Here is a 19,346-nt window from a genome sequence, read left to right as displayed (position 1 = left end):
GACGGCTCACGGTGTACCGCCGTGGGAAGGCAGCGGTCAGTGGGCTGGGAGAAGCCGTCCTGGATCGGGCCCTTGCCGATGCCGCCTTCGTGCAGGAGCACCTTGAGCAACTCATCGACGGCCAGCCCAAGCGCGCGGCGGCTTGGGCGCAAGACGCCTTGCACTGGGCCGACCTGCATATCAGATGGGCTGTGACGGAGGACCGGCAAGCCGCAGTGACACTCGAGCGAGCAGTCCTGGACGCGTCGGCTGCGTCACCGCTTTGGAACCGAGCAAGATAGCGATTCCTCATCGCGGCATCCCATGCCCTATCCCGAGCGGATAGCGCATGAGCGTGCGTCGAGAGGCGCCGTCACAGGCCGATGGGTCTGTAGTTCAATGCCGCGTCGACGATTGCCGCAGGTGACGCGTCGACCAGCTCCGGTGGTGGCCAGAAGATCAAATCGGTGACTCGTGGGTGCAGGATGTTGGTGGCCAGCAGCAGAACGTAGTAGTCGATGTCGTCGTCGGCTGCCTGTATCCGGCGGACAATCTCGATCAGCTCGTCCCGGTTGATGTTGGCGACCTTCGGCCTTGCCGGTCGGGCGGCTTCGAGCGCGAAGTCCTCAACGTTACGAGACGTCCAGTAGGTAAGGAAGTGATCGGCGTCGTAGTCATGGCCGGTTTCGGCGTTGAACCTGGAGATCGCTGAGTTGGCTGACTCGCCGCGCTCCAGCAGCCTTGCGATGGTTTCGATGGCGGCACACAGTTCTGTGATGCGCTGTGGTCCGACCACCGGCGGGTAGAGCTCGGGGCGCATCGTCATACGAACATTGTCCCTGGGTCGACCCGGCGGCCTCTACTGAGCGCACTCGCACGCTCATCGACACGTCCGGACGCCACCCGGCCAGCTCGGCGTGACGCTTCGTGACGCGCGGATTGCGGCTACTTAGAGACTTGGTTCAGGATCGATGTCCGGCCAGACTCGGTCCAGGTGCCCGGCGAGACGCTCCCACATTGCGGCTGCCCACCGGTGTCATTGGTGTGGCTCTCTCATGGCCTGCGGTCTCGCCGGGCACCGCGCGAGGAGAGGCTGGAAAGGGGTTTGTCCTGCTCGAAGTAGCGGTGCCCTCCTTGCTGACAACCCCATCCGGTTCAGCCAAGGGAGGCGCCGATGTCTGTGATCATCGGGATGGACCCGCACAAGCGCTCGGCCACCATCGAGGTCGTCGACGAACGTGCCCGGGTGCTCGCAGTGGGCAGGTACGGCACCGACAAGACCGGCTACGCGCAGATGCTCGCCGCCGGCCGCCAGTACGCCGATCGGGTGTGGGCGGTCGAGGGTTGCAACGGCATCGGCAAGCACATCGCCCACCGCCTGCTGCATGACGGTGAGACGGTGCTCGACGTACCCGCGAAGCTGTCGGCGCAGGTGCGGGTGTTCGCCAGCGGCAACGGCCGCAAGACCGACCCGGTGGATGCGCACTCGGTCGCGATGGTCGCACTGCGCACCCCGAACCTCGTGCAAGTCCAGCTCGACCCGGACCTGCAGGTGATGGGAATGCTGGTCGACCGTCGCGACGAGTTGGGCCGCGCCAGGACGCAGACCATCAACCGGCTGCACCGGCTGCTGCTGGAGCTTTTTCCCGGCGGGGCAAAGCAATTCCTGTCCGCACGACAGGCACGGGCGCTGATCGCGACCATCAAACCCCGCGACATCGTGGGCAAGACCCGGCGCCGTCTCGCCGTCGAGCTCATCGGTGAACTCGAGGGCATCGACAAGAAGATCAAGACCGCGGAGAAGGACCTCAAGGAACTGGTGGTCGCCCGCAGCTCCACCCTGATGGACCTGCACGGCATCGGCCCCTCAGGTGCAGCCCGGCTGCTGGCAGACGTCGGCGACATCCGCCGCTTCGCCGACCGCGACCGGTTCGCGTCCTGGAACGGCACCGCCCCGCTGGACGCCTCCTCCGGCGACCAGAAGCGTCACCGACTCTCCCGCGCCGGCAACCGCCGCATCAACCGCACACTGCACATCATGGCCGTCGTCCAGCTGCGCAACCGCACCGAAGGCCGCGCCTACTTCGACGCGAAGAAGGCCGCCGGGAAGACCTCCATGGAAGCCATGCGCGCCCTCAAACGCCGACTGTCCAACGTCGTCTACGCCCGCATGATCACCGACCACAAACGCAGGCAGGCGGCGGATCCGGGAGGGCACTCGGGGACGACTCTGCAATCCAGCGTGACCGACCTAACCCCGGACATCGGCCCTTCGGACAAGCCACTTCCCGGACCCGCCACCAACCACCCTAAACCCCTGGTGTCAGCGGCGCCTTGACATAAAGGGGTGCCATGAGCGTACGCCTGATCTTGCGGCCTGCGCTCTCCGGATCGGGCACAAGGGTGCACACGAAATGCCGAATTGCCGCAAATCCGGTACCACGCATCAACGACTAATAGGGCACTTTAGACAGCCTATCGGATTAGAGGCCTTATTGGTCGGTTGGCTGATGAATCGGCTTGTCACGGATTCGCTCAGCTGTTCGTTCGCGCGGGAAATACCGGCCCACGTGCGCTAAGATCGAGCGGTTTGTGACACGCATCTGCGTTGGTGCCAACGGTGGCATTCTAAGGTAATTGAAGGAGAGCCGGTGGATCCGATCGATGAATTCATTGGGCGGTACCTTCGAGAGTATGACTTCTATGCCGAGGCTGCTCGGCTTGCCTCCGATGCAATCAAGCTTGACTTGGATGCTGCGGGAGTTCGCGCAATCGTGACGCATCGAGCAAAAGAAGCTCGACGACTGGAGGCAAAGTGTCGGCAGCGCCATCTCGTCACACCGTACGGATCAGTCGCTGACATTTATGACGATATCGTAGATCTAGCGGGCATCCGCGTTGCGCTCTACTTTCCGGGGGAGCGTGACCACGTAGATAATGCCGTGCGAAAGTTATTCAAGCTTGCGAGCGATCCGAAATTTTTCCCGGAGCCAGGAAAAGCTCGGGCCGGAAAGCGCTTCACAGGATACTCTGCAGTGCACTATAGAGCGCACCTGAGAGAGGGTTCGTTGACCGAATCTACTCGCCGTTACGCAGCCGCGCGAGTAGAGATCCAGGTTGCGTCCGTCCTGATGCATGCTTGGTCTGAGGTGGAACATGACCTTGCATACAAGCCGCTGGAAGGGTCGCTTTCTGAAGAAGAAGAGGCGATCCTCGACGAACTGAACGGGCTCGTTCTGGCCGGAGAAATCGCGCTTGAACGACTACAGAAGGCAGGAAAGGCGCGAAGTTCAATATCGGGTCGCAAATTTGCCAATCATTATGATCTTGCAGCCTACCTCCTCGACCGAGCGGCGAAGCACCTGGATGGACCCGTAACCGATTCCGGCTTGGGCCGAGTAGACCAACTTTTCGAGCTCATCAGAGCTTTGGAGCTCGACACGCCTGAAAAAGTTTCACCCTATCTTCGGGCCCTGCACGGAAATGTGGAGGTTCGCCCTCTGGCGGAGCAAGTTGTTGATGAGTTGCTGACCGAAGACGCTGCCCGGTATGCACTCTATCGCTCCATTCAATCTAAGTACTCGGGTCGCGACCGCGTTTCCGGCGGAGATGCGGCCAGGTTGGAACTAGGGCGGTTTGTTGCAGCATGGATCCTTTTTGAGGAGACTATGCGCGACCTCCTGCCAGGAAGCAGTCCGATAAGCGCGCCCGTGAGCATGCTGAGGAAGTTGGCACTCTCCGGGGTCATTAACGAATCGCAGTTACGCGAAGCTAATTCGCTTAGGCAGTTCAGGAACGAGCTCGTTCATGGGCGCGACGTTCCGCCGCCCGAGGTTATTGCATCCGCTGCCGACGCTTTGACTCGCCTTAATAAGAGCATCCGATCGCAAAGCTCGGGGAACGGCGCAGGTCAGGGTTCAAATGATGACTGAGCCCATTTTCAATCCCTTTGCAAGAGGCTCACCCTTCACCCTCTCATCGACATGAGAGCGCGCGGGCGCGGTTCCGTCATTCGTACGGTCGGGGCGGTCGCCGACTCAACTTCGCAACCGTTAACGACGTTTCCGGGTGCCGCCTTTGGCTTCGCATGCCGCGTCGGCGGTTCAGACCAGGGCGGTGTGGGCTTCGGTGAGGAAGCGGTCGCGGTCGTCGCCGTGGGCGATTGCCGCGTTGTAGACGGCGTCGATCGCGGCGACCAGCGGATCGTCATTCGCCAGGGCGATCAGGGCGGGGAACGCGGCGGCCTGCTGGAGCGCCTCGGTGACGTGACGTGTGCCGGACGTCCTCGCGGCCAGGTGGAGCGTGATGGTGGTGTGCGGCACCTCGGGATCGGACAACAGCCGGTTGAACGCGGCGGTGCCGCCCTGCTCGGTGAAGGGTCGGGACAGTGGGCGGTCGGCCTCGGCGGCGGCGAGCGCGTCGGCGATCCACCCGATCCGTTCCAGCCCGGCCACCCGCATCGCGCGGCGGGCCGCCCAGCAGGCTGCCTCACGCTGACGGGCGGCGGACAGCGCGTCGATGCGGTCGAGCAACGGGCGGTCGATCCGGGCCAGGGACCGCGCCTGGCCGACGAGCCCGCGGACACGGTCCGACGGCGGCGCACCTCCCCATTGCTCGGCGTCGCGCTCGGCCTTCAGGCGGCGGCTCTTCTCGACCAGCGCGGTCGCCCCGGCGGCCTGAACCCGCAAGGTCTCCATCCACGGATACGACCCGGCGGTCTCGAGCAGATGGTCCCAGATCAGGCCAAGGGCGAAGGCCTGCCGACCCAGCACTCCCTCGTGCCGCAGCGTGAAGCCGTCGGGGCCGGACGTCAGCCGTACGGAACTCTGCTCGTCGTCGGGCAGCGTGTCCAGCGGATGGGGGAAGATCGGCTCGCCGGCGGCGGCCCACGACCAGGTGAGAGTCTCGCCGTCGACCCGCTCCAGCCGGACCTCCAGATCACCGGCGGGCAGCACTCCCCCGAAGACCGCGACCGGCACGGGCCGGTGACGGACCACCGTCACCCGGGGCAGGCCGGCGTCATCCTCGTACGGATCAGCTGGCAGCGGCCGAAGGATGGCCGGACGGCCGGACGGGCGCGGCACCAGGGACAACATCGCCCGCTCGGCGGCCTTCGCCGGCTTCTGCTCCCAGGCCCGGCCTCCCGGGTCGGCCAACACGGTGCGCCATGGCGTCTCCTCGGACACCGCCCAGATGTGCAACTCGTGCCGCTCGGGCGGGTCGTCGTCGGTGCGTACCGTCTCGTGTAAACGGTCGCGCGCATGCACCCGCACCCGGATCAGCCCGCGCGCGACGGCGACGTCGGTGAGGGCCGCCGAGGTGCCACCCATCAGGCCGACGACCGACAACCTGCCGCTGGGACTCCAGAGGGTCGCCTCGCTGATCGCGTCCCAGCCGGCGTCGACCTCCGCCGGAGGCCCGGGCAACACACGGACGCGTGCCTCGATCCAGCCGGTGTGTATGCCGCAGAAGCCGGTGAGTTGATTCGGCCCGCCGACGTGCAGCAGGTCGTCACCGAGGACGTAGATCCCCACGCCGGACGCACCCGGCACGGTGAACACCTCGTATTGGCAGTGGCTGACAAACAGCCGCGCCCAGCCGGTCACGGATGCCGGAGTTCGATGATCTGCGCCATGCACATCGTCCACTCCCAGATCCTACGGACGTCGTCATCGGACCCGTGACCCACGGGGATCGACGGGACGTCCTCCCGGGAGCTGTCCGACCAGGCCGGGCGGCCGACCCGGTGCGCACAAGCGTCTGTCACCGCATGATTCGTGACGCAACCGTGGAGGACTGGCCTGAGGCGGGAAGCGGGCCCGGTGCCGCGCTTTGTCGGCGGCAGACGGGTGCACCGCAGCAATACGTGCAGTGCGGCTGGAAGGCTGTGGAGCTCGTCATACTGGTGTCGTGGAAGGGCGGTTCGACCAGGCATCGGCGGAAGCGGCCGAAGCGCGCGGCGACTGGGCTATGGCAATCGCCATGGTCGCTGGATTTTCCGAGTGCTATAGCCATGACCACTACCGGCACAACGCGCATCTGTGGCATATGGAGCTACTCGTGAAGGCCGGGCTCTTACATGAGTTGGCAGAGCGCGCCAAGGCCGACGTTCACGCACGGCGCCGGTTGGACAGGTTGCTGTATGAGGAAGGCCGCGACAGCGAGCTACGGCAGCGTGCCCGGCGCGGCGACAAGACCGCCTTGTACTTTTTGGTGCGTCTGCTTCGCGCGAGAGGAGAGCAAACGGCCGCTCAGCAGGCGGTCGTCGACATCGACCCAGCCGACACCTACGCCATCGAACTGGCACATCAGCCGCTGGCGGACGGGTAGGGCCGGGAACGAGCTCATCGCGGCAAGCAGTCGTGGCGCGTGCTCGACGAGGCGCGAAACCGCATGACGCACTGATCTCGGCTACTTACAGATCTTGAATGGGGAGTGTGGATCTAACGGCTCTGTCTCACATTCGGTGGTGACGGAGGGTGTTGGTTAGCTGAGCAGGATGCGGTGTCGTAGGAGGGCGAAGCCGGCGCGTCCGTACATCTGTCGTTTGATCAGTTTGGTTTTGGTGTTGACGCCTTCGGTGCCGCCGTTGTGGAAGGGGTAGGTCAGGGCGGCGTTGACGGCGTCGCGGTCCAGGCCGAGGCCGCGGGTGAAGGTGTGCAGGTGGGGCAGGGCTGTGGTCTTGACCTCGGCGATCCAGGCGGTGAGACGGTCGTTGTTGCCGGCGGCGGGCGTGAGGAGCGCGGCGAACGAGCCGATGAAGCCAGTCAGCGCGGTCATCGGTGGACAGGCGCCGGTGAGAGCGTCAACGAGCGTCCGCTGATGTTCGTTGAGCTGGTCAGGTGCGGTCAGGAGGTAGCGGGTCAGACGCCTGGGCGACACGGCTGGGCGGTCGGCTTCGACCCGGCCTTGGGTGATGTAGCGGTAGAGCAGGTTGAGGCTGCCGGTGTAGCCCAGTTCCCGGATCTCGGCGAGGAGTTGGGTGGCGCCGACGGCGGGGTCCTGTTGGCGGCGACGGCGTAGGTGCTCGCGGTAGGGATCGACGAGGGTGGGCCGGTACTGCGGTGCGCGGATGAGGCGCTGCGGTTCGCTGATCCGAGCGTAGCGTTTGACAGTGTTGAGGCCGAGGTTGAGCCGGCGGGCACATTCCAGTAGGCCAACGCCTTTATCGAGCAGGTCGTGGACCTGCTGCCACCGCTGCCGGGTGGTCACGGCCCGTATGCCCTCCTGCCGCGGGCCGGCAGTGGCCCAGCACGAGCTGTGCGCGGTGACCTCCTTGCGCACGGCCTCGGCGAGGTTGTGCCACAGGTGCCAGCGGTCGGCGACCTGCAACGCCTCAGGTAGGGCGCGACGGACCGCTTCGGCGTAGGCGCCGGAGGAGTCCCGGCACACCACCTCGACACCGGGATGCTCACGCAGCCACGTCGGCAGGGTCGCGGCCTTGCGGTCGGGCAACACATCGATGCGTTCACGGGTGACCGCGTCGATCAGGACGGTGGCGTAACGGCGACGCCGGCACAGCGCGAAGTCGTCCACCCCGAGCACCCGGGGCACCCGCCGCTCGGGCAACGGCACGCGCAGCAGCGCCCGCAGGGCCGTGTGCCGGGACACGACCACCGCCAGGGCCGACAACAGCCGCGCGCCGCCGCGGCCGGCCAACTGTCGCACCACCGCACCGACCTGGGAGATCAGCCGAAAGGTGCGGCGCTGGTAGCGGTTCAACACCCCGGGCAGTTGTTCCCGGAACGTGCGACGGCAGCCCCGGGTCGGGCACACCAGACGACGTACACGTACCCGAAGCACCACCGGCCGGGCATCGACCGGCACGTCCGCGAGGGTCCGCTGGTGATACCCGTGCACCCGGCCCGTCACGACCGCGCAACCCGGACAGGCCACCGGCCCCTCGGGAGTCCGAGCCCGCACCAGGATCCGCTCGCCCTCGTCCGTCACGTCGTCGATCACCAGCGGCAGCAGCCCCGAGAACACCATCTTCGTAAGATCACCGATCTTGCACACATGACCTCAACGACATCGACTACCTTCGGTCACCACCGAATGTGAGACAGAGCCGTTAGCGAGACAGCCCCGGGGACCGTCATGGTCAGAATCGCGGCGGGTCCGAGTGACCCCAGGGTGGGCGCTCCGTGGTTCTCCGGTGGCGGCGCCGACGGTAGGTATGCGGACGGAACGTCGTTGATCTTCGATGATGTGCGCGGTGTGTGCTCTCCAGCGGGTGCCAACCTGGGTGAACCGGTGCCAACGCGGGTCACCGCGGCCGACGGCCGGTCGCAACCCGGGGTTCGTGTGCTCGGGGTGTGCTCCTGGGCTGGGAGAACGGGGGTGCGGGTGACGTGGGTGAACGTGGGGCACTCCCTGCCACCCCAGGTGAACCCCCAGGTCGCTAGACTAGGCCCTCGCGCCCTCGTAGCTCAGGGGATAGAGCATCGGTTTCCTAAACCGTGTGTCGCAGGTTCGAATCCTGCCGGGGGCACCTCGAAGATCAGCAAAACGCCATCTAAACAGCGAATATGCTTCCGCGTCGATCGGTCGACCCGTGCTGCCGGATGCCGCCTGTAGCCGCCGTTCGCGCAAATCACTGCAATGATTCGGACCGCATGAGCGGGGCTGTCGTGCAGGTCAGTGTCCCCGCCAAGGGGTGAGCGACAGGAGACGCGTCCGCAGCGTCTCCGCCGCGCCGGGGATGCCCAGCACGGGTCTGGCCGAGATTGCTTGCCATCCTCGTGACCATCATCGCCCGGTGACCAGCCGGAGTCGTGGTGCTTCCGCCAGCAACACTCCGGTCGACCCGACTGCGGTAGGCGGACCCGGCCGGCCTGACCGCGGTCGGTACCGGCACCTGGGACACGGTCTTCGACTTCAGCGGTTTCCACCCGCGCCAGCTGGCTGCCACCGCCGGAATGCGGGGACCACGCATCGGACAGTACGTCTTCATGTCCTCTATCGCCGTCTACCCCGCTCGGCCGAGGCGGGCCGGTCGGAGGATGCCCAACTGCTGCCGGCGGAGCCAGACGATGGCGAGTACGGCAACCTGAAGGTCGCCTGCGAGCAGGCGGCCGAGGCGCCGATGTCCGCACGGACGACGTCGGTCCGCGCGGGGATTGATGAGCGGTCTCGGTGATCCGTTCGGCGCGTTCACCAGCTGGGCGCTCGCCACGGCCGGCGCCGAGTGGTCCCGTGCGCGGCTCGGCCCTCGCAGCCGCAGCAGGTGACCGACGTCCGTGACCTCGTCGCATTCCTTCTGCGGGTCGGTCCCGGGCGGTTCAACGTGATGCCGCCGCCGATGACCTTCGACCAGATGCTCGCCACCTGCCGTCGGGCCGGTGGCGGTACGGCGAACGTCAGGTGGACCAGGACCAGAACGTCGACGACCTCGGCGGAGTTCATCGTGCGACCCCGCGACGGGAGTGAAGACGGCGTGTTCCAGCTCTGCGGCGATCGGGCGTGGCTGGCGGGCTACCGGCCGATCGTGGCGACGGCTCGGGGCGCGGTCGAGTGGAGGCTGCGTACGAAGGCGACCTTCACGAACCCGCACTGACGCGTGCTCAGGGTCGACCACTTCGGCAGCCGGCTGTTCAGCGCTGCTCGACGGCACGGCTCGTCGAACCAGATAACGATCCTGTTGGGGTGGCGGCGAGGAAAGCGGCCCGGGGAGCGGAGTGTTGGTCGGCCAGCGGACGCACCGCAGCGACGTCGTGCGTTTTGCGGAGGAGCTGGTACGTCCTCCGCGCCCCGGGCAAATCACCGACGACCGGAAGGAGTACGCCTGGCGGTGCCCGACGAACTCCTTCCGGCGATCGGCGAGCGGTGGCTCAGCTGAAGGTGTAGCAGTACAGCTGCACGTTGGCGGTGTAGTAGTAGTCGCTGACCTTCGTGCTGCTGCTGTAGGTCGTGCGGCAGTCGAGGTACGTGTTGAATCCGCCCATCTGGGCCTTCCACTTGGCGTCGTTCTCCGCCGACCAGATGGCGAGCGAGGCGGAGGATCCCGAGCCGTAGCCCGTGTACCAGCCGACTGCGTTGGCTCCAGCGTCGGCGGACGCGGGGGCCGCACCCGCCAGCAGGGACACTGCGGTCGCGCCGGTGACAGCGGTGGCAGCGAGGATCTTTCGAATCGCGCGCATTGAAGCTCCGTTCTGTTCGAAGGGACGCCCCGAGCCTGCCATGAGAATCAATCACTGTCAATTGGATCGCGCCTTTTGTCGGCAGTTGTTAATTCGTTGGTAGGGCGCGAGGGTTGTTTCGAGGATGGCGTCTGCCGGCTCGGTCCAGGTAGGCGGCTTGAGTCGGCATTCCATGCCGCGATCCAGGCGGTTACATCGGCTTTCAGGTCGGCGAGACTGCGGTAGGCCAACCGACGTGGTTTGCGGTAGGTTGGTTCGCGGAACCAGTTCGACCAGGGTTGAGCCACGAACGAGTAGCTCGGGGTGAAGTGCAGGTGAAACTGTGTGCTCAATGAGCCCCTGTCGGGTGGCGGGCGTCATGTGGGTGGCGTAGCTGCCCAGCATGATATGTAGTTCCAGCTGGGTCGGGGCCTGCTCGGTCGATGGTATGCCGGAGGCGCAGCAACCCCTGGTGGCGGCTGTGCGCTGGGCCTGGTCGATGGACCACGTCCACCCGGCGAACAGGTTGGTGGTGCCGTGGCGGACGTAGTCGGTGGTCACTGTCCGTCGAGAGTTGGGTCAATCCCGGAGGGCGTGACCACGGGGCGGCGCTGGGCCGGTTCGTAATTGTTCCTTCGGCCTGGCGCGCCATGCTGTTGTCGGCCGCGATCTGCTTCCTCTTGAGGTGGTGATGGCGATCGGTGCGGAGGCGAGTTGCCGAGTCGCGGTCAAGCCGCCCATGGGCTGGACCATTTGCAGACTGATCTTGTCCTAATAGTCTGAATCGCCTTCCGTAGTGGCAGGTGGGCGGCCCGCACGAGGCGTGCGTCGCACTGTATTCCTGAGCGGGCTGGTTGTCGCAGGTTCGGATCCTGGCCGGGCGCAGGGAATTGACGAAGGCGCGACCGTGCTCGCCTCGAAAGGGAGGGCTCGTTTGTCTGGTTGCCATGCGCCCCTGCACTCCGTCGTCGTACCCGAATCGCGGCCCGCGTGGGGCGCCGGTGGCCGGTCACCGGCGCGAGGCGAGGTGTCCGCTGAACCGGAACTGCGGCCGTTGCCGACCTGGTGCCCGAGGGATCCTGCGGCGCAGGAAGAGTGGCTACCCGGTGATGCGCGACCCCGGGTACGACGCCGTGGTGCTCAGCGCGGTCGACAGACTCGTCGTCGACGAGACCTCGCCGCTGCACGACCTGTTCGATCCCGACCGCGTCCGCGCACTGATCGAATCGGACAACCGGACGGTGACACACGTCAACGCGGCCCACCTGGTGCTGCCGCTGCTGGAGACCGACACCTGGATGCGCGCGTACGACATCGGGGTCTGCCAGTGACGACGTGACCGGCGGACGCCACCGGGTGGGGGCGGGCACCCGCCTCCCGCCCCTACGCGGCGGACGCCGCCGAAGGCGCCGCCGCGATCGACCGGTACGACCCGTGGAGATAGAGCAGCGGCGCCTTCGCCGGGTTCAGCGTGCCGTAGGACACCGCCTCCCCGATGACCACCGAGTGGTCGCCCTGGTCGGAGAGGTCGCGTACCCGGCAGTCGAAATAGGCCAGTCCCTCGCTGAACACGAGGCAGCCGGTGGCCGGCGCCCGGTGCACCCGGACGCCGGCGAACGCGGCCGCGCCGGAGGGCCGCCGGGCGTCGGCGAACCAACGGGCGACGTCTCGTTGGTCCGCCGCCAGCACGGTGACCGCGAAGATGCCGGAGTCGCGGATCTGGGCGAGCAGTCGACTCCGGTGCTTCAGGCAGGTCAGGACCAGGGTGGGGTGCAGCGAGACGGTGGTGAACGAGTTGACCGTCATCGCCAGCGGGATGTCGTCGTACACGCTGCTGACGATGCCGACGCCGGTGGCGAACGCCCCGGCGGTACGGCGGAACTCCACTGCCCGGTCCTGGTTGGTCATGGCGTCAGTCCTGACCCCAGACCAGGCAGAACGGGTGTCCCACCGGGTCGGCGTAGACCCGGAAGCCTTGGTTGCGGCCCCCGCCGCCGCGCAGCAGGGTGGCGCCCAGCCGGAGCACCGCCTGCTCGGCCTCCTGGATGTCGTCCACCTCCACGTCGAGGTGGGCCTGCTGCGGGAAGGTCGGATCCGGCCACTGCGGCGGCTGGTAGTCGGCGACGCTCTGGAAGCAGAGGCGGGGGTGCCCGTCCGCGCCCTTCAACGTCACCCAGTACCCGTCGCTGTCGGCCCACTCCAGGCCGGTCAGCTCGACGTAGAACTCCGCCAGCTTCTCGGCGTCCGGACAGTCCAGCACCACCGAGTGCAGTCGACCGATCATCCGACCTCTCCCGTCATCGTCGTGTGCGCGATGACCGGCGCCCCCGGCCACCGCGTCAGTGAAGGTACTCGCCGAAGGTGGTGAAGTAGTCGATGGCGCGCACGGGTGGCCCGGTCTCGGTGGAGACCTGGAGCAGCACCACCCCGCGGTCGTCGCCGTCGCCCGGCCCGCCGCTGGCGACGACCACGCCGCCGTAGTCGGCCTTGACGATGCGGCCGGGCGTGCCGCCGTGCGCCCGGGTCGGCCGGGTGGCGGCCTTGACCCACAGCCGGAACCCGCGGTGCGTCGTCCACGCGTTGACGAACGGGTCCGACTGGCCGCGCACCAGGTTGCAGATCGTGGTGGCGCTGTCCCGCCAGTCGATGCGGGTGTCCTCGACCCCGATCCGGTGGTAGAACGACGCCCCCTCAAGCGGCTGCGGCTCGCCCCGGTGCCCCTCGGCGACCCGGTCCAACGCCTCCAGCGTGACCGGCACGTACTCCGCGAGGAGCCGTTCCAGGATCTGCCCGGCGGTGTCGTGCGGGCCGATCTTCACGCGGGCCTGGGTGATGACCGGGCCGGTGTCCAGTTCCTCCGCCATGTAGTGCACGGTGAGGCCGGTCTCCTCCTCGCCGTTGCGGATCGCCCAGTTGACGGCGCCGAACCCGGCGTACGCGGGCAGCAGCGCGTCGTGCGTGTTGACCGCGCCGCGTTCCGGGATCCGCAGCACCTCCACCGGCACCCGGGTCCGCCAGTTGGTGGAGACGATGAGCTCCGGCGCGAGCTCGCGCAGCTGCTCGTGCAGGTCGGGCTCGCGGGCGGTGGCCGAGTAGCGCACCGGCAGCCCCAGTTCCGCCGCGGCCAGCTCCACGTCCGGCTCGCCGAGCCCGCTGAACTCGGCCCGGTGAGTGAGCACCAGCAGCACCTCGTGGTGCGGCGCGATGCCCCGCAGCACGGTCGCGCCGAGCTCGCCGTACCCGAAGAAGACGATCCTCACCGCGTCGCCGCCCCGTCGGTGCGTCCGGCCCGGAAGCGGACGGTGTTGACCCGCAGCCAGCCGGAGGAGTCCCGCTGGTCGAACACGTCGTCGGCCTCGAAGGTGGCGAACGCGGTGTCGTAGCGACTGTGCGGGGAGCGGCGGCCGATCACCTGGACGGTGCCCCGGTGCACCCGCAGGATCGCGTCGCCGGTGACGTCCTGCTGGCTGAAGTCGATGGCGGTCTGCAACATCAGCCGCTCGGGGGCGAACCACAGGCCCCGGTAGACCAGGGCCGTGTACTTCGGCATCAGCTCCTCCTTGAGCTGTGCCACCTCGGGGTCGAGCACCAGCGACTCCACCGCCCGGTGGGCGTGCCAGAGCAGGCTGCCCGACGGCGCCTCGTAGATGTTGCGGGTCTTCATGCCGAAGATCCGGTTCTCCACGATGTCCAGCCGGCCGATGCCGTGCCGGCGGCCGATCTCGTCGAGCGTCTCCAGCACGGCGCTGGCCGACAGCGGAGTCCCGTTGACACCGACCGGGTTGCCGCCCTGGAAGTGGATCTCGACGGTCTCGGGCTCGTCGGGGGTGTCGGCGAGGTCGCGCACCCGGAACAGCAGGCCCTCCGGCGCCGGCTGCGCCGGGTCCTCCAGCGCCTCGCCCTCGTACGAGGTGTGCAGCAGGTTGCTGTCGATGGAGTACGGCCGTTCGCCGCTGCTCAGGTCCAGCTCGATGCCGTGCCTGCCGGCGTAGGCGAGCAGGTCGCTGCGGGAGGCCAGGTCCCACTCCCGCCACGGGCTGATCACCGTGAGGTCGGGGCGCAGCGCGGCGAAGGTCATCTCGAAGCGGATCTGGTCGTTGCCCTTGCCGGTGGCCCCGTGCGCCACGGCGTCGGCGCCGACCTCCTCGGCCACCCGCACCTGCGCAGCGGCGATCAGCGGCCGGCCGATGGAGGACCCCATCAGGTACTGCCCCTCGTAGAGGGCGTTGGCCCGGTACATGGGGAAGGCGTAGTCGCGGGCGAACTCCTCGCGCAGGTCGACCACCCGCACCTCGTCGGCACCGAGCTTCTCGGCCTTGCGGGCGGCGGTGTCCAGCTCCTCGCCCTGCCCCAGGTCGGCGATGAACGCGGTCAGCCGGCAGCGGTAGCGCTCCTTGAGCCAGACCAGGGCCACCGACGTGTCGAGTCCGCCGGAGAAGGCGAGCACGATGTGCTGGGGGGCGATGTTGTTCCGAGTCGACATGATGGTCACACCTCTCCGGCGGGCACGGTCGCCCACAGCTGGTCCATGGTTTCGTGGGTGAAGTCGCGGGTCAGGTCGGACGCCGAGGCGTACCCCATGTTGATGATCTTGCGGCGGCCCTGGCGGACCGGGGCGACCCGGTGCAGCGTGGTGTTGGTCCGCATCAGGTACAGGTCGCCGGGGAACAGTTCCATCGAGTAGATCGGGCGGCTGACCAGCGCCCGGTTGATCTCCGGACGTTCCTTGTTCCAGGTGGTGCCGGGCACGCACTGGACGAAGCCGCCGTGCTCCACCGGCGGGCACTCGACCACCCACACCAGCGCGAAGGTGAAGTCGTCCCAGTGCCAGCCGTGGGTGTCGCCGTCCTTCTCCAGGCAGGTGATGACGAACTGCTCCGGCTCGTACGGGCACGGGTGCACCGGCTCGCCGGCCACCTCCGACAACACCCGCAGGATCGGCTCCGCGGTGTAGATCGCGTTGATCACGGTGCCCAGTTCGGCGATCTCGGCCCGGGTCACGTTGCGCATCCGGCGCGGCGTGTAGTCGGTCTCGGCGAACCGCAGGTCCCGGCGCGTACCGGCCTTGTCGATCAGCTCGTTGACCTCGTCGGCGACGGCCTTCTTGACGGTGTCGGGGGCGACGAAGGAGACCTTCGCGTGCCCCAGGTAGGAGAAGTCGCGGCGGGCCGTGGCGATGTCGTCCGGCGCCACGTCGCGCTCCACGTGCTCCCGCAGTTCCTGGTACAAGACTCTCGAGTCGAACACGGATCCTCCTTGGTTAACCTCGCGCCGCCGCGACGCGTGCGAAATCGATGACGGCCGCCGCCACCTGCGTCACGGCGGCGGAATGCAACACTCCGAAGTGGTCGGTGCCGAGCCGCTGGGACCGGGCCGCCCCGACCCGCGCCGCCCACTGGGCGAGCTGCGCGTCGAGCAGGTCCGCGCCGATCACCAGCGCGGGCGTGTCGACGGGGCCCTCGTGGACGTACTCGGCGCTGGCCCGGACGTGGCGCTCGTAGCTGCGCCACCGGTGCGTCAGCAGCGCCGTCGGCACGGGCTGCCCGAGGGCGGCCAGGCAGGCCGCGAGCGTGCCGAGGGCCAGCCGTTCGTCGAAGCCGGCCGGCTCCGGGCCACCCGTCACCCGGGGCCTCGGGGCGTCCGGCTCCAGGTCGAGGGCCCGGTGGATGTTCTCGGTGAAGGTGTCGAAGCGGTGCCGGACCTCGTCGGCCGGCAGCTCGTACCCGACCGGCGGGGCGGAGTCCAGCAGCACCAGCGCCGAGCGCCGCCCGACCTGGTCGGCGGCCATCTGGTAGGCGACCTGGCCGCCGAAGGACCAGCCGCCGAGCAGGTCCGGGACCAGCCCCGCCGCGTCCAGGTCGGCCCGGTACCGGTGGGCCAGCGCCGCCACCGTCGGCAGCTCCGCGCTGTCGCGGGAGGCGGTCACCCGCCAGTGCTCCGGCAGCTCCGCCAGCAGGTCCTGGTAGTCCTGCGGGCTGCCCCCGGCGCCGTGCACGAGGTGCAGGTGCGGCCCCGGGCCGACCCGCAACTCCACAAGCGTCGACTCCGCCGCCACCGGCTGTGACCCGTTGCCCAGCAGGTCGGCCAACCGGCGGGGGGTCGGCTCGCCCAGCCACCGTACGACGTCCACCGCCGGTCGCCCGTCGGCCGTCAGCGCGTCCACGAGGCGGAGGGCGCTCAGCGAGTTGCCGCCGGCGGCGAAGAAGTCGACGTCCGCGCCGGCCGGCGGGCCGCCGAGCACGTCGGTCCAGGCGGCGACGACGTGCCGCCATTCCGCCGACTCGGGCAGCGGGCCGGTCGCCCGGTCACGGTCCACGGCGGCCGGGGCCGCGCGGCCGGCCCGGGCGCGGGTGGCGACGTCGAACGAGCCGACCGTACGCTGCGGCTCGGCGCCGCCGTCGGCCAGCACCGCGTCCAGGTCGTGCAGCAGGGCCAGCACGCTGCTCTCCCGGTAGCGCCCGGCGTGGTACTCGATCTCGGCGAGGTAGCCGCCGTCGGCCTCCCAGACGGACATCGCCAGGTCGGCCCGGGCGGCCCGGTTCGGGCTGGGCAGCAGCGTCGCCGGCACCGGGCCGAGCCGCAGGTCGGTGCCGATCGGGCCGAGGTAGCTCAGCAGCAGCGGCGCGGGATCGCCCAGCGCGGTCCGGGTCCGTTCGGGCAGCGCCCCGAACACCACCGGGTACGGCACCGCCTGGTGGGTCAGCATTTGCCACATCCCGTCCCGCGCGGCGCCCACCACCCCGGCGACGGTGTCCGCCTCGGCGACCGTGGCGCGGGCCACGCAGAGGTTGGCGGTGTACCCGAGCAGCGCCTGGTCGCGGGCGGTCATCCGGTTCGCGGTCACCACGCCCACCGCCACGTCCGGCCCGGCACCGGCCCGGGCGAGCACGATCTGTGCCGCGGCGAGGACGACCGCGAACGGGGTGGCGAAGGTGGCCTTCGCCAGGGCGGCGATCCCGGCGCCCGCCTCGGCGCTGAAGCCGTAGCGCAGGATCGCACCGGGCGCGCCGCTGGCCACCTCGCCCGGCAGGTCGGGCTCCAACGAGGCGGAGACGGCGCCGGCGAGCGCGTCGCGCCAGTACGCCAGGCTCTTGTCCCACCGGCCGTCCGCGCGGGCCGCGGCCTGCTCCCGCGCGTACGTGCTGAACGGCACCGGGTCGGCCGGGAAGCTCACGGCACGTCCCTCCCGCGCGGCCGCATACGCCTCGGACAGCTCGCCGACGAGCAGCTGGACCGCCCAGCCGTCCAGCACCACGTGGTGCACGGTCAGCAGCACCTCGTGCCGGTCACCGACCCGGACCAGGGTGATCCGGGCCAGCGGTGCCGCCTCCGGTTCCATCGGCCCGGCGTGCACCTCCTCGGCGACGAGCCGTAGCAGGGTGCCCGGGTCGGCCGGTCCCGGGTCGTCCACCTCCACCCGGTGCAGGCCCACGACGATCCGGGGCACCACCACCAGCGTGACGGCGTCCGCCTGCCGTACGACCGAGGTCCGCAACGCCTCGTGCCGGTCGACCATCGCCTGCCACGCGACGGCCAGCGCCGCCTCGTCGAGCGGCTGGTCGACGGAGAGCCGCCAGGTGAGGTGGTAGACGGACCGGTTGCGGGCCCGCTGGTGCACCCACCACAGGGCCTCCTGCATCGCGGTGGCCGGGACCGGGCCCGGGGCGGCCCCGGCGCCCTGCTCAGCCACGGGTGGCGAGCAGCTCGGAGGTCAACCGCTTGCGGTCGACCTTGTCCACCTCGGTCAGCGGGATCTCCGCCCGGTGGTGGAACGCCCGTGGCCGCATGTACGGGGGCAGGTGTCCCACCAGCCGGGTGAGATCGTCGTCGGCCAGCGACGCTCCGGTGTAGACGGCGTGCAGGTCCAGCTCCCCGTCGTCGCCGGCCACGGTGAGCACCACGGCCTCCACCACGTCCGCGTGGGCGCGCAGCGCGGCCTCGATCTCGGCCAGCTCGACGCGGTTGCCGCGCACCTTCACCTGGTGGTCGATCCGGCCCTGGTGCACCAGCTCGCCGAACTCCCGGCGGACCCGGTCGCCGGTGCGGTACCAGTGCTCGGCGGTCAACGGCCCGGTGCCGTCGTAGAGCCGGCCCCGGTCGCCGTCGAAGGAGACGAACCGGCCCGCGTTCTCCGTCGGGTCCAGGTAGCCGGGGAAGCGCTGCTCACCCCGGACGCACAGCTCGCCGTCGTCGCACGGGCGCAGGTCCTCGTCGAGCAGCACGTAGTCGAGGTGCGGGTAGATGTCCCCGATCGGCACCGACCGGTTCGACGACTCGATCCGGGCGGCCGGGTCGGCGGGCACCTCGTACGCGGTGACGATGACCGTGGTCTCGGTCGGGCCGTAACAGTTGATCACGGCGGTGTTCGGCGCGGCGGCCGTCCAGTCGTTCACCTGCTCGATGGTCAACGGCTCCCCGCCGAAGGAACTCAGCCGCAGCGTCGGCATGCTCTCCGGCGCCAGCGCCCGCAACCGCTTGGCGAACGAGATCAGCGACGGTACGGACAGCCAGTGCGTGAGCCGCTTCGTGTTGATGAAGCGCACCGGCGTCAGCACGTCGCCGCGCTGCGCCACGCACAGGGTGGCCCCGGTGCCCCACGCGCCGAACATGGCCAGGATCGAGCCGTCGAAGCACATTTCGAAGGTCTGCGAGACCCGCGACTCGGGCCGGAACCGGTACCTCTTGATCACCTCGGTCAGGAAGGAGTCGACGTTGCCGTGGGTCGCCGGCACGCCCTTGGGCTTCCCGGTGGTGCCGCTGGTGAAGATGATGTACGCGAAGTCGTCGCGGCCCCGCTCCACCTCCGGCGGGACCTCCGCCGCGTCGCCCGGGGCGAGGAACCGGCGCCAGCCCTCCCCGGTCAGGTCGAGGATCGTGACGGTGGTCTGCGCGCGGAACTCGCCCAGCCCGTCGCCGGAGGTGTCGTCGACCATGACGAGGTCGAGCCCCGCCTCGTCGGAGATGGCGAGGTTCCGGGCCGCCGGGTTGGCGGGGTTGAGCGGCACCACCGTCGCACCCAGCCGCAGGGCGGCCAGGTAGGCGACGTAGCCGACGAGGCTGCGGGAGGTGAGCAACCCGACCCGTCGGGGTGGCCGTCCCGGCGCGCGCTGCATGGCGGCCGACAACCGCTCGGCCGCGGCCCGCAACTCGGCGTAGGTCAGTGCGTCCGAGGCGACCTCGATCGCCACGTTGTCCGGGTGCAGCCGGGCTGACGTACGGAACCAGTCGTAGAGGGTACGGGTCTGCATC

17 protein-coding genes and 1 tRNA gene are annotated in these 19,346 nt (G+C 68.8%); 6 read left to right on the top strand and 12 right to left on the bottom strand.

Going from position 1 to position 19,346, the window contains the following annotated elements:
• Nucleotides 1-352: 352 nt before the first annotated feature.
• Nucleotides 353-805, bottom strand: a complete 453-nt coding sequence (locus tag DER29_RS08160; RefSeq protein WP_121396796.1) for a hypothetical protein — start codon at nt 803-805, stop codon at nt 353-355.
• A 348-nt stretch (nt 806-1,153) separates the two neighbouring features.
• Between DER29_RS08160 and DER29_RS08155 the strand changes: the two genes are divergently transcribed.
• The gene (locus DER29_RS08155; protein WP_121396795.1) at nt 1,154-2,317 is read left to right on the top strand and encodes an IS110 family transposase; all 1,164 of its coding nucleotides are present in this window, start codon (nt 1,154-1,156) and stop codon (nt 2,315-2,317) included.
• A 313-nt stretch (nt 2,318-2,630) separates the two neighbouring features.
• Nucleotides 2,631-3,911, top strand: a complete 1,281-nt coding sequence (locus DER29_RS08150) for a RelA/SpoT domain-containing protein (protein ID WP_121396794.1) — start codon at nt 2,631-2,633, stop codon at nt 3,909-3,911.
• Nucleotides 3,912-4,082: 171 nt separating this feature from the next.
• Here the strand turns inward: DER29_RS08150 and DER29_RS08145 are convergent, their stop codons facing one another.
• Nucleotides 4,083-5,531 carry a hypothetical protein gene (locus tag DER29_RS08145; protein ID WP_148709987.1) on the bottom strand — a complete coding sequence of 483 codons (1,449 nt, stop codon included), beginning with the start codon at nt 5,529-5,531 and terminating at the stop codon, nt 4,083-4,085.
• A 358-nt stretch (nt 5,532-5,889) separates the two neighbouring features.
• Here DER29_RS08145 and DER29_RS08140 point away from each other — a divergent pair, with 358 nt between their 5' ends.
• Nucleotides 5,890-6,309 (top strand): hypothetical protein, encoded by a 420-nt coding sequence (locus tag DER29_RS08140; protein ID WP_199729173.1) that lies wholly within the window; start codon nt 5,890-5,892, stop codon nt 6,307-6,309.
• A gap of 156 nt (nt 6,310-6,465) precedes the next feature.
• On the opposite strand, the gene DER29_RS08135 is transcribed toward DER29_RS08140, so the two are convergent.
• A complete protein-coding gene (locus tag DER29_RS08135) occupies nt 6,466-7,968 on the bottom strand; it encodes an ISL3 family transposase (RefSeq protein ID WP_199729171.1) in 1,503 nt (500 codons plus the stop codon).
• 429 nt (nt 7,969-8,397) lie between these two features.
• Between DER29_RS08135 and DER29_RS08130 the strand changes: the two genes are divergently transcribed.
• Nucleotides 8,398-8,470: transfer RNA gene (locus DER29_RS08130), tRNA-Arg, on the top strand.
• A gap of 735 nt (nt 8,471-9,205) precedes the next feature.
• On the top strand, nt 9,206-9,535 hold the full coding sequence (locus DER29_RS08125) for a hypothetical protein (RefSeq protein ID WP_121396791.1): 330 nt from the start codon (nt 9,206-9,208) through the stop codon (nt 9,533-9,535).
• Nucleotides 9,536-9,809: 274 nt separating this feature from the next.
• Here DER29_RS08125 and DER29_RS08120 read toward each other — a convergent pair whose 3' ends face one another.
• Together DER29_RS08120 and DER29_RS33835 are read right to left on the bottom strand one after the other, a co-directional pair.
• Complete coding sequence (locus tag DER29_RS08120; protein ID WP_148709986.1) at nt 9,810-10,118, bottom strand: hypothetical protein; 309 nt, start codon at nt 10,116-10,118, stop codon at nt 9,810-9,812.
• Between the two features lie 57 nt (nt 10,119-10,175).
• Nucleotides 10,176-10,658, bottom strand: coding sequence for a hypothetical protein (locus tag DER29_RS33835; RefSeq protein ID WP_148709985.1), 483 nt, complete (start codon nt 10,656-10,658; stop codon nt 10,176-10,178).
• A 386-nt stretch (nt 10,659-11,044) separates the two neighbouring features.
• On the opposite strand from DER29_RS33835, the gene DER29_RS36190 reads away from it, so the two are divergent.
• Nucleotides 11,045-11,428, top strand: a complete 384-nt coding sequence (locus tag DER29_RS36190) for an asparagine synthase-related protein (protein ID WP_370040052.1) — start codon at nt 11,045-11,047, stop codon at nt 11,426-11,428.
• A 52-nt stretch (nt 11,429-11,480) separates the two neighbouring features.
• On the opposite strand, the gene DER29_RS08110 is transcribed toward DER29_RS36190, so the two are convergent.
• Genes DER29_RS08110 through DER29_RS08080 form a run of 7 tightly spaced genes read right to left on the bottom strand, consistent with a single transcriptional unit; the run spans nt 11,481 to nt 19,345 of the window.
• The gene (locus tag DER29_RS08110) at nt 11,481-12,005 is read right to left on the bottom strand and encodes a flavin reductase family protein (RefSeq protein ID WP_121396788.1); all 525 of its coding nucleotides are present in this window, start codon (nt 12,003-12,005) and stop codon (nt 11,481-11,483) included.
• A gap of 4 nt (nt 12,006-12,009) precedes the next feature.
• On the bottom strand, nt 12,010-12,381 hold the full coding sequence (locus DER29_RS08105) for a VOC family protein (RefSeq protein WP_121396787.1): 372 nt from the start codon (nt 12,379-12,381) through the stop codon (nt 12,010-12,012).
• A 55-nt stretch (nt 12,382-12,436) separates the two neighbouring features.
• Nucleotides 12,437-13,357, bottom strand: coding sequence for a methionyl-tRNA formyltransferase (locus DER29_RS08100; protein WP_121396786.1), 921 nt, complete (start codon nt 13,355-13,357; stop codon nt 12,437-12,439).
• Entirely contained in the window at nt 13,354-14,580 is a 1,227-nt protein-coding gene (locus DER29_RS08095; RefSeq protein ID WP_121399086.1) for an argininosuccinate synthase, read from the bottom strand. The genes DER29_RS08100 and DER29_RS08095 overlap by 4 nt, the downstream gene beginning before the upstream one ends.
• 5 nt (nt 14,581-14,585) lie before the next feature.
• On the bottom strand, nt 14,586-15,344 hold the full coding sequence (locus tag DER29_RS08090; protein ID WP_121396785.1) for a 2OG-Fe(II) oxygenase: 759 nt from the start codon (nt 15,342-15,344) through the stop codon (nt 14,586-14,588).
• A gap of 13 nt (nt 15,345-15,357) precedes the next feature.
• Nucleotides 15,358-17,787, bottom strand: coding sequence for a condensation domain-containing protein (locus DER29_RS08085; protein ID WP_199729169.1), 2,430 nt, complete (start codon nt 17,785-17,787; stop codon nt 15,358-15,360).
• The gene (locus DER29_RS08080) at nt 17,780-19,345 is read right to left on the bottom strand and encodes an amino acid adenylation domain-containing protein (RefSeq protein ID WP_121396784.1); all 1,566 of its coding nucleotides are present in this window, start codon (nt 19,343-19,345) and stop codon (nt 17,780-17,782) included. The genes DER29_RS08085 and DER29_RS08080 overlap by 8 nt, the downstream gene beginning before the upstream one ends.
• Nucleotide 19,346: the final 1 nt, after the last annotated feature.

It is taken from the genome of Micromonospora sp. M71_S20, assembly GCF_003664255.1.
In the GTDB taxonomy this organism is placed as follows: Bacteria; Actinomycetota; Actinomycetes; order Mycobacteriales; family Micromonosporaceae; genus Micromonospora.
Note: the sequence above shows the minus strand (reverse complement) of the source record. Positions and strands in the feature narration are given on the sequence as shown.

What these genes read in the sequence shown, in the direction of transcription:
- DER29_RS08160 (WP_121396796.1), bottom strand. Translation starts at nt 805, where the DNA reads ATGACGATGCGCCCCGAGCTCTACCCGCCGGTGGTCGGACCACAGCGC.
- DER29_RS08155 (WP_121396795.1), top strand. Translation starts at nt 1,154, where the DNA reads ATGTCTGTGATCATCGGGATGGACCCGCACAAGCGCTCGGCCACCATC.
- DER29_RS08135 (WP_199729171.1), bottom strand. Translation starts at nt 7,968, where the DNA reads ATGGTGTTCTCGGGGCTGCTGCCGCTGGTGATCGACGACGTGACGGAC.
- DER29_RS08120 (WP_148709986.1), bottom strand. Translation starts at nt 10,118, where the DNA reads ATGCGCGCGATTCGAAAGATCCTCGCTGCCACCGCTGTCACCGGCGCG.
- DER29_RS36190 (WP_370040052.1), top strand. Translation starts at nt 11,045, where the DNA reads ATGCGCCCCTGCACTCCGTCGTCGTACCCGAATCGCGGCCCGCGTGGG.
- DER29_RS08110 (WP_121396788.1), bottom strand. Translation starts at nt 12,005, where the DNA reads ATGACCAACCAGGACCGGGCAGTGGAGTTCCGCCGTACCGCCGGGGCG.
- DER29_RS08105 (WP_121396787.1), bottom strand. Translation starts at nt 12,381, where the DNA reads ATGATCGGTCGACTGCACTCGGTGGTGCTGGACTGTCCGGACGCCGAG.
- DER29_RS08095 (WP_121399086.1), bottom strand. Translation starts at nt 14,580, where the DNA reads ATGTCGACTCGGAACAACATCGCCCCCCAGCACATCGTGCTCGCCTTC.
- DER29_RS08080 (WP_121396784.1), bottom strand. Translation starts at nt 19,345, where the DNA reads ATGCAGACCCGTACCCTCTACGACTGGTTCCGTACGTCAGCCCGGCTG.